Origin of the sequence: Acinetobacter uliginosus (genome assembly GCF_044130295.1) — a bacterium.
Taxonomy (GTDB): Bacteria; Pseudomonadota; Gammaproteobacteria; order Pseudomonadales; family Moraxellaceae; genus Acinetobacter.
In genome coordinates, this window is record NZ_JBIQOC010000043.1 from 1 (window position 1) to 14,956 (window position 14,956).

Here is a 14,956-nt window from a genome sequence, read left to right on the forward strand (position 1 = left end):
AAGGCTGCCGACGCATAAAGCGACCCAAATAGAAGAATTACTGCCACATCGCTGGAAATCCAACTCAAATTAAAAAATAGGCATGGGGTTCAGCGGACGCTTACATTTGGACCGAATTTCTTTAGGCTGATATAAAAAAAACGGGCAATCTGCCCGTTTTTTATTTCGTTTTTATTTGAGAATGTTTAGTCTTCAAAATGGATCACGGTACGAATCGATTTACCATCATGCATTAACTCAAAGGCTTCGTTAATTTTTTCCAGTCCCATGGTATGAGTAACAAAAGGTTCAAGCTGAATATCTCCTTTCATTGCTTCTTCTACCATACCTGGCAATTGTGAACGGCCTTTCACTCCACCAAAAGCGGTGCCTTTCCAGGTACGGCCGGTGACCAGCTGGAATGGACGGGTTGAAATTTCCTGACCAGCACCGGCTACCCCAATAATGATGGATTGTCCCCAACCACGGTGAGCACATTCCAGTGCAGAACGCATCACATTGGTATTGCCAATACATTCAAAAGAATGATCTACACCCCAACCGGTTTTTTCAACAATCACTTCCTGAATCGGTTTGTCATAATCTTTTGGATTTAAAAATTCTGTCGCGCCAAACTGTTCAGCCAGTTTGAATTTTTCAGGATTGGTATCAATAGCAATAATACGGCTGGCTTTGGCTTTTTTGGCACCTTGCACCACAGCCAGACCAATACCGCCCAGACCAAATACAGCGACGGTATCTCCTTCCTGAACCTTGGCGGTATTTTTTACTGCACCTAAACCTGTGGTTACGCCACAACCCAGCAGACACACATGCTCATGATTCGCTTCAGGGTTAATTTTTGCCAAAGAGACTTCAGCGACCACGGTATATTCACTGAAAGTTGAGCAACCCATATAGTGGTAAATCGGCTGACCATTATAAGAAAAACGTGTGGTGCCATCTGGCATCAAACCCTTACCTTGAGTTGCACGAACCGCTACACAGAGGTTGGTTTTACCCGATTTACAGAATAAACATTCACCACATTCTGCAGTATACAGTGGAATAACGTGATCACCCGGTTTTACGCTGGTTACGCCTTCACCAACTTCGACCACCACACCAGCGCCTTCATGGCCCAATACTGCAGGAAACACGCCTTCAGGATCATCACCCGATAACGTAAAGGCATCGGTATGACATACACCGGTATGGCTAATTTTTACCAAAACCTCACCTGCTTTTGGCGGAGCAACATCAATTTCAACAATTTGGAGCGGTTGACCTGGACCAAATGCGACTGCAGCACGTGATTTCATGAATAATTTATCCTTTTTGGGTTCTTTAACAGATGAGCTACAGTAACCTCTTTTTATTGTCGGATTCAACCTATAACATGATGATAATATGTACTTATAACTTTATGACTTCATAACAATTATGCAGATTAGACCATCCATGCATGCTGTCATGTTTGCTGTTACAATTTTTACAATGACGGGGTGCAGTTTGCCGATGAATGAATCCAAAAAGCAGTCTCCCATTCAGGTGCATGCCGAGCACTGGTTAAACGGTTCCAATGTAGATACACAAATTAACCAGGGCCTCACCGCCTATCTTGCTTTAGATGATGCTTTTATCAGTATTGCTTCAAGGCTGCATCTGATTAATAAAGCACAATATAATATCGATTTGCAGTATTACATCTGGGAAGATGACTCGATTGGCCATCTGATGCTGGCTGAATTGCTCAAAGCCGCTGATCGTGGGGTCAAAATCCGTTTGTTGATTGATGACCAGAACGGTTCTCAACTCGATGCAACCTTAAAACAACTGGCACAGCATCCCAATTTTGAAATTAAAATCTTTAATCCTTATACCTTTAGAGCCAGAAAACTGCGCGTGTTTGATTATGTTTTTCGTTTCAAGCAAATTAATCGCCGTATGCATAACAAGCTGATTATTGCCGATGGTGCCATAGCGGTGACCGGTGGCCGCAACATTAGCCGTGAATACTTTGAAGCCAGTGAGTCTTTCCAGTTTACCGATATGGACATTTTGTTTTATGGCACTGCGGTGAAGCATGCCAACAAAGTATTTCAGGACTTTTGGAGTGATGATTTAAGTTATCCTATACCCCTGCTGTTGGGTAAAAGTCGTCCAGAACAGCTTGCCAAATTACGTCGATATTATGAGCTGACTGCCTTACAAAAAGACCAGCTAAAAAGGCGGATTGAACTGGCTGAAAAACAGATCACTGAACATCTAAAAGATCGTCCGATTAACTGGGCAAAAGCACATTTTGTCGCAGATTCACCCGATAAAATTCGCGCTCAGGCATCGGATAATCAACTGATTTACCGTCAAATAATGCAGCTTGTGGGAAAACCTGAACAGTATCTGGAGCTGGTCTCTGCCTATTTTGTCCCCACAAAAAAAGGCAGGGATTATTTAACCAGTTTAGCCCAAAACAACGTGAATGTTCGAGTGCTGACCAATTCATTCCTTGCCAATGACGTTCCTTTGGTCCATGCCTTTTATAGACAATATCGCCATGATTTACTGAAAAACGGGATAAAACTATATGAATTTAAGCCCTATATCGAACGCAATAAACGGACCTGGTATGAAGTGATGACAGGTAATGTCATTCCAGCTAAGGGGAAAAATGCCTCCAGTTTGCATGCCAAGTTTTTGGATATAGATGGCATGGTGTTTATTGGTTCTGCCAATTTTGATCCTCGTTCCGCCAATTTAAATAGCGAAGTAGGACTGATGGTCGAATCCACTATCTTACAACAACAAATTTCCGACTCTTTAGATAAATACTTACCGCTTATTGCCTATGAATTGAAACTTAATCCACAAGGTGAAGTGATTTGGATAGAGCATCATAAAGATGGAACTCGCACAGAGTATTCACATGATCCCCAATCGACCAGATTTCAGCGTTTTAGCATGCAAGCGGTGTCATACTTCCCCATTGAATGGATGATGTAATGACAAATTAATTACATTAAAACACACACAGGCCTTGTCTTTCTAAATCATCGAGTACTGGAAGATCAGCACGAGATCATATTGTGCTCATGAATCAACACAACCCGCCTTAATAAAAGCTGCAAGTCTATAATCTGGCTTGTCTCATCTATCAGACTGGGCACTTCCCTAATGAATATTTCTGCAAAGACTTATAAGAAATTAAATGTTACTTATATATATTTTAGATCAATCAGCACAATGATTTTACTCGTTTCTTAATTTGATTTAACATGCCATTTTTCGAGTTTTTAACTCAACTTTCTCCCAATCGTGATCTTCTGCAATGCAATTTTTTGATTTAAGCCGTCAATTTAATTTAAGTGATATTTTAACACCCTATAAAACACTGGATGATTTAGGTGCTCAGGGCTGGTTTTTAGCAAAAGTTCGTGTGGAGCACGATTGTCAGTCCGACTCCGAAATGATTGAAGGTCAGGCTGTTTTAAAATCCAATCAAAATGTGCAGCTGGAACTGGAATGGCTGATTCAGGATACCGGTTTTGAACTACAAGTCCTGTTTAAAGGCATTGAAACCGCAGCGAGTGAAGAAACTCTGGTGATGGTCAAAGGCGCAAAAATTATAGATGCCAATCAGCAGGTGATTTCTGCTCAGGCCTTAAGCCTGTGGATTGACGGAACCCTGCTGCCAATGTTGCCGAATATCCGTAAAGAGATTAAATCCCGTTTAAATTTATGGGACTATGTCCAATATGATGGATAACTTTTCTGGCCTACTCTGAATCACTTAAATTCCTTTTTAAATCTATTTATCATTTGAAAAGTTTTCGATGACATTCGTAAAGATATCAAAAACTTTTTCCAGCACAGCCTAAAATGGACGAAATACATTCAGCATCCTTGGATGCGTTTAATTAACTCTTAATTTATTTAACTTACTTATAGTAAGCCTATTTCTTTAAATAACTGAGTGTAGGCTTCGGCCTTTTTCTCCAAAGTAAGTGGATAGGCACGGGATGAAGATGGCATCCGGTATAAAGTCAATTCACGTTCCGCAAAGTAGGTTTTTGAGGCATGACCAATTAACGGTTTTTCAGTATGTTCTGGCATTGAAAGCATCAAGGTATCGGTTGCTTTATCTCCGGTGGTCATGATGCTATTACACTCAGGAATCTGCTGTAGCAGCTTGTTTAAATCAGTTGCTTGAGCAATGTGCAGAAATTTATCCGAAGCATTGCCTTTTAAACGGATAATTTGGTACGCCGTATCAAAAATTGCGATGCCTTTTTCCATTAAAAAATCACGGATCTGCTGTTCCTTGAAGTTTTTATTGGCAATATCTAAAAAGTGTTCTTTATTGTCAAAGAATGCCAAACCAAAAATTTTCCACATGTCATTTTGATAATTTGGATAATAAAACTCCATTTTCCAGCGGACTTTAGGTGGTGGAAAGCTACCCATCATCAGCAATCTAGCATTTGGGGGTAAAAAAGGTTCTAGTGGATGGGTTTCAATATTTGGTTCGGTGCTCATAACAGTCTATTTATCCGTATTCAGTTTAATTTAAAACATTTGACGGATTTTATCTGCTACCTGTTTGCCCCAAAGTGTATAAATTTCCTTGCTGGGATGAAAACCATCCTTTGCCATTTCCAGATTGAGGCTTTTAAAATGTTGCAAATCATATTCAATCCATTGCATATTGCCGTTCTGCCGAACAAATTTGGCAAGATTTTTATTCATGCCTTTGGCATATTGTCCAAATAACCAGGCCAGTGGATGAGGTAATGCAGGAAACATGTTCATCGGTGGCACGCCAGATGCAATAATTAATTCAGGCGTGAATTTCTGGTTGATTTCCGCATACAGTTGTTGCTGCTTTTTAATCCAGTCTTTAGGTGAGTTCAGTTTGGTAATGTCATTTACACCGACTGAGGTAATCACCACATCGAAGTGTTGATTGGGCATATTCTTTACCGTCTGAATCACTTGTCCGCTGGTATGACCAGTGGTAGCTTCAAGTTGATAACTGATTTCATAGCCATCTTTTAACTGCTTCAGCACTGCACCGAGTAAAGCATCTTCCTGAGTTGCAACACCAACTCCAGCCGCAGCCGAATCTCCTAAAATTAAAATAGACAGCATTTTTCCAGTTCCAACTGTCCCCTGACGTTGTCCTTCTGGTTCTGCTAAACGTAGAGTATTTTTCTTAACGGCATTGCCTTGAATAATCAAGGATGGAATCAGAACGATGGTTGAAATTTTTAACAGCATACAAGATAAAATTCACGATGATATCTGTATCAATATAGAAGTTTACGGGATGAGAAACATTGACTTAAATTACAATAAGTTTCATCTAATTAAATAGTGAATGTGCTACATCAGGTCAGTAATAATCTAGGGTTGAGGGTGGTCGATATCTGCTGAATCTGCTGATGATGTTATTTTTTATCGAGCTTAGTTTTACAATGTTTTCCAGCGTATAAAAAAAGCCCATTGAATGAGCTTTTTAGAATCCTAAAATTAACCCAACTTATTGACCAGTTTCAGTGGCAATACTTTCATGGCCAAGCCTAAAGGTAACCAGGGCCACTGTGGTACATAAGCTTTAACTGGTGCTTTTTCAATGGCCTTGACCAGTAAATGTGAACCGGTTTTTTCATCTACTTCAAAAGGCAATTTTTTCGCACCTTCATTCAGTTCTGTACGGATATAACCCGGGAAAATGGTAGTGACTTTAATCGGAGTATCAATCAGCTCAGCACGGATGCCTTCAGCCAAATGCGCAACTCCTGCCTTACTGGCTCCATACGCGGTTAAATGTTTCGGCATGCCGCGCATCGCACTCATGGATGAAATCATCACCAGATGACCTGCATTTTGCGCACGGAAAATTTCCACCGCGGCTTCACATTGCGCCAAGGCTGAAATGAAGTTGGTTTCTACTGTTGCCTTGTTAATTTCAAAATTACCTTTACCAATCCGGCGACCTTCACCCACACCGGCATTGACAATAATACGGTCGATTGAGCCAAATTCCTGCTTAAACGCACGGAACACTTCAAACACCTGATCGTAATGGGTCACATCTAAGGTTTTTGCAATGACTTTTACGCCGTACTTGCTTTCGAGATCTTGCTTTAATGTTTCCAGACGCTCCAGACGACGCGCACAGATGGCAAGGTTATAACCCTTTTGTGCAAATTCGCGTGCCATACCTGCACCAATCCCTGAACTTGCGCCGGTAATTAAAATTGTTTTTGCCATGTTTTTTCCTTTGCTATTTTTTTAATCAGATCCAGGTCAGTAATTTGGAATCTTCGGCCTTAATAAAATGATGTTCGTTCAAGCTCAGTAATTGCGGTTCATTTCCCACCAGACGCAATGTGGTCATGCTGGTATTGGCGATTGCCCAGTTTAAGGCAAAAGTCCGATTGGCATTGAGTTCGAGTAATTTTCCTGCAGCCACGGAAATCACCCCACCAGAAGTAAACACCACGGCATAACGCGGTTTGGTTTTAGCCAGTTCATCGCATAAATTTTGCAATGCGGTTTCTACCCGGTTTTTAAAATGCGGCCAGGATTCATCATATTCATGATGATAGTCACCACCTGTCCAGCGCTCGATTGCCCCTTCAAAAATTTTAGCCAAATAAGCACGCGGATTATCTTCCTTGGAGACATCCTGTTTTAAAAGATGTGGCTCGTTAAAACGTGGCTCGTACTTGGCAAAAACCTGCTGGTGATTGAACTCATTCCATGCACTGTCGATCTGAATTTCAGCTTCAGGAAAACATTGTTCTAAAGCAAGATTGGCCGTCTGTTGATGCCGCTGCATCGAACCTGACACCACATAAGGTGCCTCTTTTAGAATCTGGTCAAAGTATTGCCCTAATAATTTCGCCTGTAATTCACCGTTGGGAGAAAGTTGGTCATAACTTTCAGCCCCAAAAGAGGCTTGCCCGTGACGAATCAGATAAATTGTGGTCATGTTGGCATCAATTCCTTAAATTTCGCGATATATTTTTGTGCCAGTTCATTGGCCTCAAGTTTTTGTAGGCCAATTAATTTAAGCGCACGAATATGCAAGGCATGGATCACAACCCAGAAATCCTTAAAGGCTGGATTATTGGTTTGTTTGTGGTAGTAGCGGTAATAGATTTGTTGTGCAATTACGGCTAAACGGAAAATGCCGAACACTTCATAAAAGGTCCAGTTCTCTGTTTGCAAGCCAGTTTTTTGCAAATAATAATCCACCACTTCCTGACGCGTGAACATACCTTTTAAATTGGTGGGCTGACGACGCGTGGCTTTAAAAATTTGATTGTCTCTTTCTTCAACCCAATACGCGAGGGCTGAACCCAAATCCATTAAAGGATCGCCGAGGGTTGCCATTTCCCAGTCTAGAACGCCAATCACTTGTGTCGGATGCTTCGGATCTAAAATTACATTATCAAAACGCCAGTCATTATGAATGACACAGGTTTTTGAATCGGCAGGGATATTGTCTTTTAGCCAGTTTCGGACATATTTAAAAGACGGTACATTTAGGGTTTTGGCTTTTTCATAGCGGGCATCCCAGCCTTCTACCTGACGACGACAATAGCCTTCGCCCTTGCCGAGCTTTTCCAGTTCTGTACCCTGATAAGGAACTTGATGCAACTCAATCAATTTATCAATGACATTGATGCACAATTCACGGACCTGAGCTTCATTAAAGTTGAGCTCTTTGGGTAAATTAGCACGTGGAATAATGCCTTCCACACGTTGCATGACATAGAAATCACAGCCAATCACCGATTCATCCTGACAGAGCGCCACCATTTCAGGCAGTACAGGATAGAATGGTGCCAAATTTTTTTGCACATTGTATTCACGTGCCATGTCGTGCGCAGATTTGGCTTTGGTTCCTTTTGGAGGACGGCGTAAAATCAAGTCTGTATTGTCGTATTTCAAACGATAAGTCCAGTTGGACGCTCCACCTGAATATTGTGTAACTTCGGCTTGACCCTGTAAATCAGTTCCTTGTGCTTTGAGCCAATTCTCAACAGCAATGACATCTAGCTCTTCGCCTTGACGAACCTTCCCACCTACATCAATCACTGACATTGTTATTTCCCTAAATCATCAATGTTATAACACTTCATCGCTTACTTATTTATACCCGTTTAATTTCTCATAAACAGCAAAATTTTCAGGCAAGTGATAAGCAGCCTCAACTATTTATGTAATTAATCTTTTTTCCGACCTGAACTGTAACCGCGTTTTGCCAGTTCAAGTTTAGCAATCATGCCTTTATGCACTTCATCTGGGCCATCGGCCAAACGTAAGCTTCGAGCCTGAGCAAAGAATCCTGTTAGAGGTGTATCACGAGAAACACCTGCACCACCGTGTATCTGTATGGCCATATCTACCACTTTTTCCAGTACGCTTGGTGCAACCACTTTAATTGCTGAGATTTCAGTCAATGCTGCCATATTACCTAAAGTATCCATTTTGTAAGCAGCATAAAGTGTAAGTAATCGTGCCTGGTCAATGGCTACCCGTGCTTCTGCAACACGTTCCAGATTGCCACCCAGCTTTAAAATTTCTTTGCCAAAAGCAGTACGACTCATACCACGATCAATCATCAACTCTAAAGATTTTTCTGCTGCACCGATACAACGCATACAATGATGAATACGACCTGGCCCTAAACGGCCTTGCGCAATTTCAAAACCCTGACCTGCACCACCAATAAAATTGGCCACTGGTACACGGACATTGTTAAAGCTAATTTCGCCGTGTCCATGCGGTGCATCATAATCCCCAAATACAGGCAGCATGCGTTCAATTGTTACGCCCGCAGTATCTACAGGAACCAAAACCATGGAATGTTGATGATGACGGTCTTTGCTTTCATCAGGCGTATGCGCCATAAAAATGATGATTTTTGCATTGGGATCGCCCAAACCTGACGACCACCATTTGCGACCGTTTAACACAATTTCCTCACCGTCGATCACCGCCGTAGCCTGCATATTGGTGGCATCAGAAGATGCCACAGCAGGTTCAGTCATACAAAATACGGAACGAATTTTGCCTTCCAATAATGGTATGAGCCATTGCTGTTTTTGTTCTTCAGAACCATAGCGCCACAACACCTCCATATTGCCACTGTCTGGTGCATTACAGTTAAAGACCGTTGGTGCAAGCAAGCTACGACCGGAAAGTTCGGCAATGTGTGCATATTCCTGAACTGATAAGCCTTGCCCCAATTCTGGACATGGCAAAAACATATTCCAAAGACCCACTGCCTTGGCCTTATTTTTTAATATTTCAAGTTGAGTGGGCCATTGCCATGTTGTCCAGTCTCCCCCTTGATTGAGCTCATGGACATCATTCCAAAACTCGGTTTCAACCGGTTCAATTTCTTCCTTAATGAACGTTTTTGTTCTTTCAATATAATCTTGTGCACGTGTTGATAACTCAAACATGGCCAATTCCCTCAAAATATATATTATCTGATCTTTACAACAACATAACCCGAAAACTATTATGAATAAAATGATTTAATTCAATATAACACTATGAACAGTATTCATAATAAAGCCGCGATTGATCTGAGTGTTTTTCATCGCATAGACATTAACTTATATCCGTTATTTATTGCAGTTTATGAACAAAAAAGCATTTCCAGGGCTGCACAGATTTTGTGTATCAGCCAATCTGCTGCCAGCCATGCCTTACAGCGTTTAAGACAACATTTACAGGATGATTTATTTGCACGTGCCGGCAATAAAATGTTGCCTACTTCATTTGCCGAGGAAATTTATCCCATCATTAAAAATGCACTGTTCGCTATTCAAAACATTTCAATGCAAAAGCAGCATTTTGAACCCCGTATGGTGCAAAGCTTAAGAATTGCGGTGCATGATGAAATAGAACCAATGATTTTTCCTAAACTGGTTCAGCATTTTCAGGGCTTAAATCTAGAGATTCAATTTTTCAGTAGCAAATTAGACCGTAAAACGCTTGTCACAGACCTCGCCACCCAGCAAATAGACTTTGTCATTGATCTGGAACAAAACTTCGGTGAGAAAATTCAATTTCAGAAACTGGTACAAGATCAATTTGTGGTATGTACACAGCAACCTGAAATGACAGAACAGCTTTATCTCGCTGCTCCACATATTGGAGTTTCATCACGCCGAACTGGAGTTTTGGTTGAAGATATATATTTAAACCGCAAACAACTGTCGCGACAGATTTTTTTACGTTGCCAACATTACTCAACGGCTTTACAGATTTTGCTACAAAACCATCAATCCGTTTTAACTATTCCTCAAAATTTGCTTAGTCATTTACAACTTTCTACTACATTAAATATTTTTACAGTGCCTGTGGACTTGCCGCTAATTACTTTGGGAATGTATTGGCATAAAGATTTGGAAGATAATTCGCGTCATCAATTTTTGCGCAGCGAAATAATTAAAATTTTTACTTAGGCTATTTTAATAGATCTATTATTTGCTTAGGCTATTTTAAGTATTTGTTATGGATCTGAATGATTTTTTATGCAGATATCACCTTTTACTGAATAAATAACCGAAATGCTGAACTGGCAAGGCTTTTAATGCTATTTGACTATTTCTCAAGCCATTATTTTTGAGAATTTCCATTAATATAGCAGCTCATTTTTTATCTTTTTATTGTTGAATCTGGACTGGTATTTTCAAGTCAAATTCCACAAATTTTATCTATGCTGGCAAATCTCTCCCCTGTTTGGCTCATTATCTTGGGCATGCTGCTTTGTGCAGTGCTGTTTTTTATCTTCCGCAAAATTCACGTTTTCCTTACCGATGTATTTAAACCGTTTAAAAAAGGAAAAAAATACTGGTGCAAAGTCATTGCGGTGAGTGATGGCGATACCATCACCTGTACGCGCTATAACTTGCGTCGCTCAGAAACCAAACTGCGTTTTGCCTATATTGATGCTCCCGAATCAACACAAACCTATGGCAAAGAATCTCAGCGTCTGGTTAAAAAAATGGTGTATTACAAACTGGTTCGTGTCGAGATTACCGATGTCGATTGCTATGGGCGCTGCGTTGGCGTCATTTACCGTTTTAGACGAAATATAAATCAGGAACTGGTCAAACGCGGCGCGGCATGGGTGTATGAGGAATATATTAAAAACCCGACGCAAAAACAGAAATGGTTAGCTCTACAACTTCAGGCCAAGAAGCAGAAAAAAGGCTTATGGAAAAATTCGCATCCGGTACGCCCTAGTGTTTATCGTAAGCGAAATAAATAGAATTCTAGAATAGACAAATAATCATCTTCAAATATAGATTTGAGTTTGATTTCATTGATTACGCTGGTGGGTTAAAAAATAAAGTGGCTTGTTTAAAACAAACCACTTTAAAATTTATTATCAACAATTAAAGATAATAAGCCAGTTGAACAAGTAGCCGGAATGCCCCGGCCATCAATGCTAAAGCAAAAAATCCGCCTAGCAACAACACAATAAACCACTGCATCTGTGAAAGTTTCATATTTACTCCTTAATGATAGCCTTCATCACCAATGCGGACTTTGTCGCGGAACACCCAGTAAGACAAACCGGTATAAATAATTTTGAAATGTAACTTATTACTGAGAATTGAAGTGCCTTAATATGATTCTGTCATTTTCAGAATAAATCATTCTTGCTCCCTGACTAATACTTGAACAATCAACTCAACAGGCGTAAAGTTATCTCAATTTAGTTACCCTAGCTAACTATTATGCCAAATCGACTTAACTTTCGTGCTTCATTACTGCGCTGTGCGCGTTTAATGAGTGATGAAATCAATACCATTTTGCTTCCACATCAGCTGAATTATTCATTGTGGCAGGTACTGTATGTCATACAGCTTAAGCAAGGCTGTACCTCTATTGACATTGCTGAATACCTGAATGTTTCCAAACCTTCGATTGCAAAACGTATTCATGCATTAATACAACTAGAGGTTTTGGATCAGGTCGACACTGATGATAAACGGCAAAAGAAACTGATTCTAAGCATTAAAGGTCAACAACTTTTTTCCGCGTGCTCTGAAAAACTGGACCTGTTTGAACAACGACTGTTATTGCCCTTAGATCAAGCTGCGCAAAATAGTACGCTAAATACCCTGCATCAACTTATGGAGCATCTGCAAGAGATGAAAGGTAGCCAGTCATGAGTGAACATACGCCCTTATGGACAAGAAATTTTATTCTTGTCAGTGCCATTAACTTTCAGCTGGTCCTGACCTTTTATCTGCTGGTGGTGGTCATTGTCGGCTACGCAGTTGCTGAAATGGATGCAACCACGGCTCAGGCCGGTCTGATTTCCGGTTTGTTCATTGTCGGTACCCTGATTGGTCGTTTATTTGTTGGTCAGTTTCTGGAACGTTTTGGCCGCAAAACCACCATGATTGTGGGTTTAATTGGATTTTTGATTTTTTCAGGATTCTATTTTATTCCGATGAATGTCACTGCCTTGCTGAGTGTTCGTTTCATGCATGGTTTTATGATGGGTATGGCATCGACTGTATTGGGTACCATCATCGCGCAGATTTTACCGCCGACCCGTCGCGGTGAAGGGATTGGTTACTACAGTATGAGCAGTACATTGGGTACTGCGATTGGCCCGTTTCTGGCCATCTGGATGATGTTGCACGTCGGCTATACTGCGATTTTTGCCTTATCTAGCATGGTCGCTATGAGCTGTTTAATCGTGGCTTTGCTGATTGAAGTACCTAATTTGCCACAACACCCCAAAACCATTGAAACTCAAGTCAATGTGAAAAAACCGAGTTTCATTTCCCAGTTTATTGAAATGAAAGCCTTGCCGATCTCGATCATCATGTTATTGACATCGATTTGTTATTCTGGGGTTTTATCCTTTATTAATTTCTATGCCAAAGAAATTGATCTGGTTGAAACAGCTTCTTTCTTCTTCTTAATGTATGCGATTGCGATTTTATTTTCACGTCCATTTACCGGCCCACTGATGGATCGTAAAGGTGAAAATATCATTATGTATCCCGCATTTATCATTATGGCATTGGCCTTGTATCTGCTCAGTCAGGCCCATAGTCCGATGACCTTGTTACTTTGTGCAGGCTTGCTCGGTCTGGGCTATGGCAACATTCAGTCAGTTTGTCAGACTGTTGCTGTGAAAAGTACCTCGCTGGATCGTATGGGCTTTGCTACCTCGACCTTCTTCATCTTCCTCGATGCAGGACTCGGCTTTGGCCCTTATTTTATTGGTAGGGCGCTGGATTATATAAATTATGCGCAGCTGTATATGTATAGCGCGATTGCAGCTTTGATCTGTATTGGTTTCTACTATGTATTACATGGACATAAAGTGAAAAGTAAAGCCATTAAAGCTGCTTAATCATTTTCCAATACCGCCAGGAAAAATTAAAACCATTGGCTAAAATATATGAAATCCCCTTTTATAAAGGGGATTTCGAAAAATTATGAATTACTTAAATACCTTAAAACGTGTTGCATCATCTATATAAGCTTTATCTTTGGCTTCACCTTCTACTGAACCAAACACCAGCTGGGCACGCAGTTTCCAGGAGGCTGGAATTTCCCATTCAGCATGTACCTGTTCATCCACGATCGGGTTATAGTGCTGAAGTGAAGCGCCTAAACCTTCAGTATGTAAGGCGGTCCAAGTTGCGAACTGGGCAATGGCTGTTGAGTGCTCTGCCCAGATCGGGAAATTCTCTGCGTAAGACGGGAACTGCTCTTGCAGACCTTTAATCACATCCATGTCTTCAAAGAATAAAACGGTACCCACACCTGCGGCAAAACTGTCCATTTTGGCACTGGTTTTTGCTGCACTTTCTTCATCTTTGGCATAAGACTTGAGTTTTTCTTTGACAAAATTCCAAAATTTTTCGTGCTCGGCATTAAACAAAATCACGGCACGTGAAGACTGCGAATTAAAAGAGGATGGACTCTGTTTGATCGCATGTTTAATCAAATCAGTTAAATACTCTGGGCTTTGCTCTACATTTTTACCGACTGCATAAATGGTACGGCGTTTCTTAATTAAATCTAAAAACTGATTTGACATTCAATGAAATCCTGTGATATTTCTTCGCGAAAATTTGAAACAATCTACCCTCACTGTTAATAAAATGTGAAATATCTACTTTTATAACAATATTTAGGTAAATGTATTGCTGTCTTACCATATGCAATAATAATTCCAATTTCTAGTACATTTTATTGATAATTAAATCTTTAATTTTTTATATAGATGCATTTAAATAGCTTAAGTTTATCTTTTTACAGCTAAAACTGGCATAAAAAATCCCCCAATATTTGGAGGATTGTTATCGTATTTTATGCTGTTCTAAAATTTGGCATTTAACACATTTTGCGGAACTTTGTGTTTCCACAAATCACGCAGTGTGGGTAAATAGAATTTTTCACCAATTTCAACCAGTTCTGCATCAATCAGTGCATGAATTTCGTGCATAAACAGATAATCGAGTTCTACAGTTTTCAATTGATGGTTGTTTTTCGCAAACTCTTTACGCTTTTGCTGCGCAGTTTTGACTAGCTGATCGGCATAGTTTTTATTTTTAAATTGAGAAATCGCATTTAAACGTAATTCAATCACGCCCCAGCCGCTGAGTAATAATTTGAACAATTCAAAATCTTCAGTGGTCGATTCCCAGGTCATTTCATCCAGATTTTCATCGCCAGGCAGAACCGGAAGCAATAATTCCATCACACTCGGAAAAATCTTTTTAAAATTCAAAATAAATTTAACAGGATGCTCACCCGGATAATCCTTAAATTGAACCTTTCTCTGAACATCTGTTAAATAAACGTCAAGCATAATCAATCATCAGCAGTTAATTTCTAGGACTATTGTACGCATATATGCCCCAGATAAAAACCACTGATGATCAATTGATAGCTGTTCCAACTTTTA

16 protein-coding genes are annotated in these 14,956 nt (G+C 40.3%); 6 read left to right on the top strand and 10 right to left on the bottom strand.

What is annotated here, in order from left to right; all coding sequences use genetic code 11:
* Positions 1 to 185 precede the first annotated feature (185 nt).
* Entirely contained in the window at positions 186 to 1,301 is a 1,116-nt protein-coding gene (locus tag ACE01T_RS09195; RefSeq protein ID WP_086196977.1) for an S-(hydroxymethyl)glutathione dehydrogenase/class III alcohol dehydrogenase, read from the bottom strand.
* 121 nt (positions 1,302 to 1,422) lie between these two features.
* Here ACE01T_RS09195 and ACE01T_RS09200 point away from each other — a divergent pair, with 121 nt between their 5' ends.
* Both ACE01T_RS09200 and ACE01T_RS09205 read left to right on the top strand, forming a co-directional pair.
* Positions 1,423 to 2,982, top strand: coding sequence for a phospholipase D family protein (locus ACE01T_RS09200; RefSeq protein WP_180042586.1), 1,560 nt, complete (start codon positions 1,423 to 1,425; stop codon positions 2,980 to 2,982).
* 325 nt (positions 2,983 to 3,307) lie between these two features.
* Positions 3,308 to 3,745 carry a hypothetical protein gene (locus tag ACE01T_RS09205; RefSeq protein WP_180042587.1) on the top strand — a complete coding sequence of 146 codons (438 nt, stop codon included), beginning with the start codon at positions 3,308 to 3,310 and terminating at the stop codon, positions 3,743 to 3,745.
* A 176-nt stretch (positions 3,746 to 3,921) separates the two neighbouring features.
* On the opposite strand, the gene ACE01T_RS09210 is transcribed toward ACE01T_RS09205, so the two are convergent.
* The 6 genes from ACE01T_RS09210 to ACE01T_RS09235 all read right to left on the bottom strand — a co-directional run bounded on the left by ACE01T_RS09210 (position 3,922) and on the right by ACE01T_RS09235 (position 9,461).
* The gene (locus tag ACE01T_RS09210) at positions 3,922 to 4,515 is read right to left on the bottom strand and encodes a uracil-DNA glycosylase family protein (RefSeq protein WP_180042588.1); all 594 of its coding nucleotides are present in this window, start codon (positions 4,513 to 4,515) and stop codon (positions 3,922 to 3,924) included.
* A 30-nt stretch (positions 4,516 to 4,545) separates the two neighbouring features.
* Positions 4,546 to 5,256, bottom strand: coding sequence for an SGNH/GDSL hydrolase family protein (locus tag ACE01T_RS09215; RefSeq protein WP_180042589.1), 711 nt, complete (start codon positions 5,254 to 5,256; stop codon positions 4,546 to 4,548).
* A gap of 252 nt (positions 5,257 to 5,508) precedes the next feature.
* The gene (locus ACE01T_RS09220) at positions 5,509 to 6,252 is read right to left on the bottom strand and encodes an SDR family oxidoreductase (RefSeq protein WP_180042590.1); all 744 of its coding nucleotides are present in this window, start codon (positions 6,250 to 6,252) and stop codon (positions 5,509 to 5,511) included.
* Positions 6,253 to 6,277: 25 nt separating this feature from the next.
* The gene (locus ACE01T_RS09225) at positions 6,278 to 6,976 is read right to left on the bottom strand and encodes a histidine phosphatase family protein (RefSeq protein ID WP_180042591.1); all 699 of its coding nucleotides are present in this window, start codon (positions 6,974 to 6,976) and stop codon (positions 6,278 to 6,280) included.
* On the bottom strand, positions 6,973 to 8,094 hold the full coding sequence (locus ACE01T_RS09230) for a phosphotransferase family protein (RefSeq protein WP_180042592.1): 1,122 nt from the start codon (positions 8,092 to 8,094) through the stop codon (positions 6,973 to 6,975). The genes ACE01T_RS09225 and ACE01T_RS09230 overlap by 4 nt, the downstream gene beginning before the upstream one ends.
* 122 nt (positions 8,095 to 8,216) lie before the next feature.
* On the bottom strand, positions 8,217 to 9,461 hold the full coding sequence (locus ACE01T_RS09235; protein WP_180042593.1) for an acyl-CoA dehydrogenase family protein: 1,245 nt from the start codon (positions 9,459 to 9,461) through the stop codon (positions 8,217 to 8,219).
* 93 nt (positions 9,462 to 9,554) lie between these two features.
* Here ACE01T_RS09235 and ACE01T_RS09240 point away from each other — a divergent pair, with 93 nt between their 5' ends.
* Together ACE01T_RS09240 and ACE01T_RS09245 are read left to right on the top strand one after the other, a co-directional pair.
* On the top strand, positions 9,555 to 10,472 hold the full coding sequence (locus ACE01T_RS09240; RefSeq protein ID WP_180042594.1) for a LysR family transcriptional regulator: 918 nt from the start codon (positions 9,555 to 9,557) through the stop codon (positions 10,470 to 10,472).
* Between the two features lie 254 nt (positions 10,473 to 10,726).
* Positions 10,727 to 11,281, top strand: coding sequence for a thermonuclease family protein (locus tag ACE01T_RS09245; RefSeq protein ID WP_180042595.1), 555 nt, complete (start codon positions 10,727 to 10,729; stop codon positions 11,279 to 11,281).
* A gap of 127 nt (positions 11,282 to 11,408) precedes the next feature.
* Here ACE01T_RS09245 and ACE01T_RS09250 read toward each other — a convergent pair whose 3' ends face one another.
* A complete protein-coding gene (locus tag ACE01T_RS09250; protein ID WP_180042596.1) occupies positions 11,409 to 11,522 on the bottom strand; it encodes a DUF2474 domain-containing protein in 114 nt (37 codons plus the stop codon).
* A gap of 231 nt (positions 11,523 to 11,753) precedes the next feature.
* Between ACE01T_RS09250 and ACE01T_RS09255 the strand changes: the two genes are divergently transcribed.
* The gene (locus tag ACE01T_RS09255; RefSeq protein ID WP_180042597.1) at positions 11,754 to 12,191 is read left to right on the top strand and encodes a MarR family winged helix-turn-helix transcriptional regulator; all 438 of its coding nucleotides are present in this window, start codon (positions 11,754 to 11,756) and stop codon (positions 12,189 to 12,191) included.
* Positions 12,188 to 13,393, top strand: a complete 1,206-nt coding sequence (locus ACE01T_RS09260; RefSeq protein WP_180042598.1) for an MFS transporter — start codon at positions 12,188 to 12,190, stop codon at positions 13,391 to 13,393. The genes ACE01T_RS09255 and ACE01T_RS09260 overlap by 4 nt, the downstream gene beginning before the upstream one ends.
* Positions 13,394 to 13,483: 90 nt before the next feature.
* On the opposite strand, the gene ACE01T_RS09265 is transcribed toward ACE01T_RS09260, so the two are convergent.
* Positions 13,484 to 14,086, bottom strand: a complete 603-nt coding sequence (locus tag ACE01T_RS09265) for a nitroreductase family protein (protein ID WP_086196991.1) — start codon at positions 14,084 to 14,086, stop codon at positions 13,484 to 13,486.
* A 282-nt stretch (positions 14,087 to 14,368) separates the two neighbouring features.
* Positions 14,369 to 14,860 carry a hypothetical protein gene (locus ACE01T_RS09270; RefSeq protein WP_180042599.1) on the bottom strand — a complete coding sequence of 164 codons (492 nt, stop codon included), beginning with the start codon at positions 14,858 to 14,860 and terminating at the stop codon, positions 14,369 to 14,371.
* Positions 14,861 to 14,956 lie beyond the last annotated feature (96 nt).

Excerpts from the sequence above, each read along its gene's own strand:
- ACE01T_RS09260 (WP_180042598.1), top strand. The coding sequence starts at position 12,188 with ATGAGTGAACATACGCCCTTATGGACAAGAAATTTTATTCTTGTCAGT.
- ACE01T_RS09265 (WP_086196991.1), bottom strand. The coding sequence starts at position 14,086 with ATGTCAAATCAGTTTTTAGATTTAATTAAGAAACGCCGTACCATTTAT.
- ACE01T_RS09230 (WP_180042592.1), bottom strand. The coding sequence starts at position 8,094 with ATGTCAGTGATTGATGTAGGTGGGAAGGTTCGTCAAGGCGAAGAGCTA.
- ACE01T_RS09215 (WP_180042589.1), bottom strand. The coding sequence starts at position 5,256 with ATGCTGTTAAAAATTTCAACCATCGTTCTGATTCCATCCTTGATTATT.
- ACE01T_RS09200 (WP_180042586.1), top strand. The coding sequence starts at position 1,423 with ATGCAGATTAGACCATCCATGCATGCTGTCATGTTTGCTGTTACAATT.
- ACE01T_RS09250 (WP_180042596.1), bottom strand. The coding sequence starts at position 11,522 with ATGAAACTTTCACAGATGCAGTGGTTTATTGTGTTGTTGCTAGGCGGA.
- ACE01T_RS09240 (WP_180042594.1), top strand. The coding sequence starts at position 9,555 with ATGAACAGTATTCATAATAAAGCCGCGATTGATCTGAGTGTTTTTCAT.
- ACE01T_RS09195 (WP_086196977.1), bottom strand. The coding sequence starts at position 1,301 with ATGAAATCACGTGCTGCAGTCGCATTTGGTCCAGGTCAACCGCTCCAA.
- ACE01T_RS09245 (WP_180042595.1), top strand. The coding sequence starts at position 10,727 with ATGCTGGCAAATCTCTCCCCTGTTTGGCTCATTATCTTGGGCATGCTG.
- ACE01T_RS09270 (WP_180042599.1), bottom strand. The coding sequence starts at position 14,860 with ATGCTTGACGTTTATTTAACAGATGTTCAGAGAAAGGTTCAATTTAAG.
- ACE01T_RS09255 (WP_180042597.1), top strand. The coding sequence starts at position 11,754 with ATGCCAAATCGACTTAACTTTCGTGCTTCATTACTGCGCTGTGCGCGT.
- ACE01T_RS09220 (WP_180042590.1), bottom strand. The coding sequence starts at position 6,252 with ATGGCAAAAACAATTTTAATTACCGGCGCAAGTTCAGGGATTGGTGCA.
- ACE01T_RS09210 (WP_180042588.1), bottom strand. The coding sequence starts at position 4,515 with ATGAGCACCGAACCAAATATTGAAACCCATCCACTAGAACCTTTTTTA.
- ACE01T_RS09205 (WP_180042587.1), top strand. The coding sequence starts at position 3,308 with ATGCAATTTTTTGATTTAAGCCGTCAATTTAATTTAAGTGATATTTTA.
- ACE01T_RS09235 (WP_180042593.1), bottom strand. The coding sequence starts at position 9,461 with ATGTTTGAGTTATCAACACGTGCACAAGATTATATTGAAAGAACAAAA.
- ACE01T_RS09225 (WP_180042591.1), bottom strand. The coding sequence starts at position 6,976 with ATGACCACAATTTATCTGATTCGTCACGGGCAAGCCTCTTTTGGGGCT.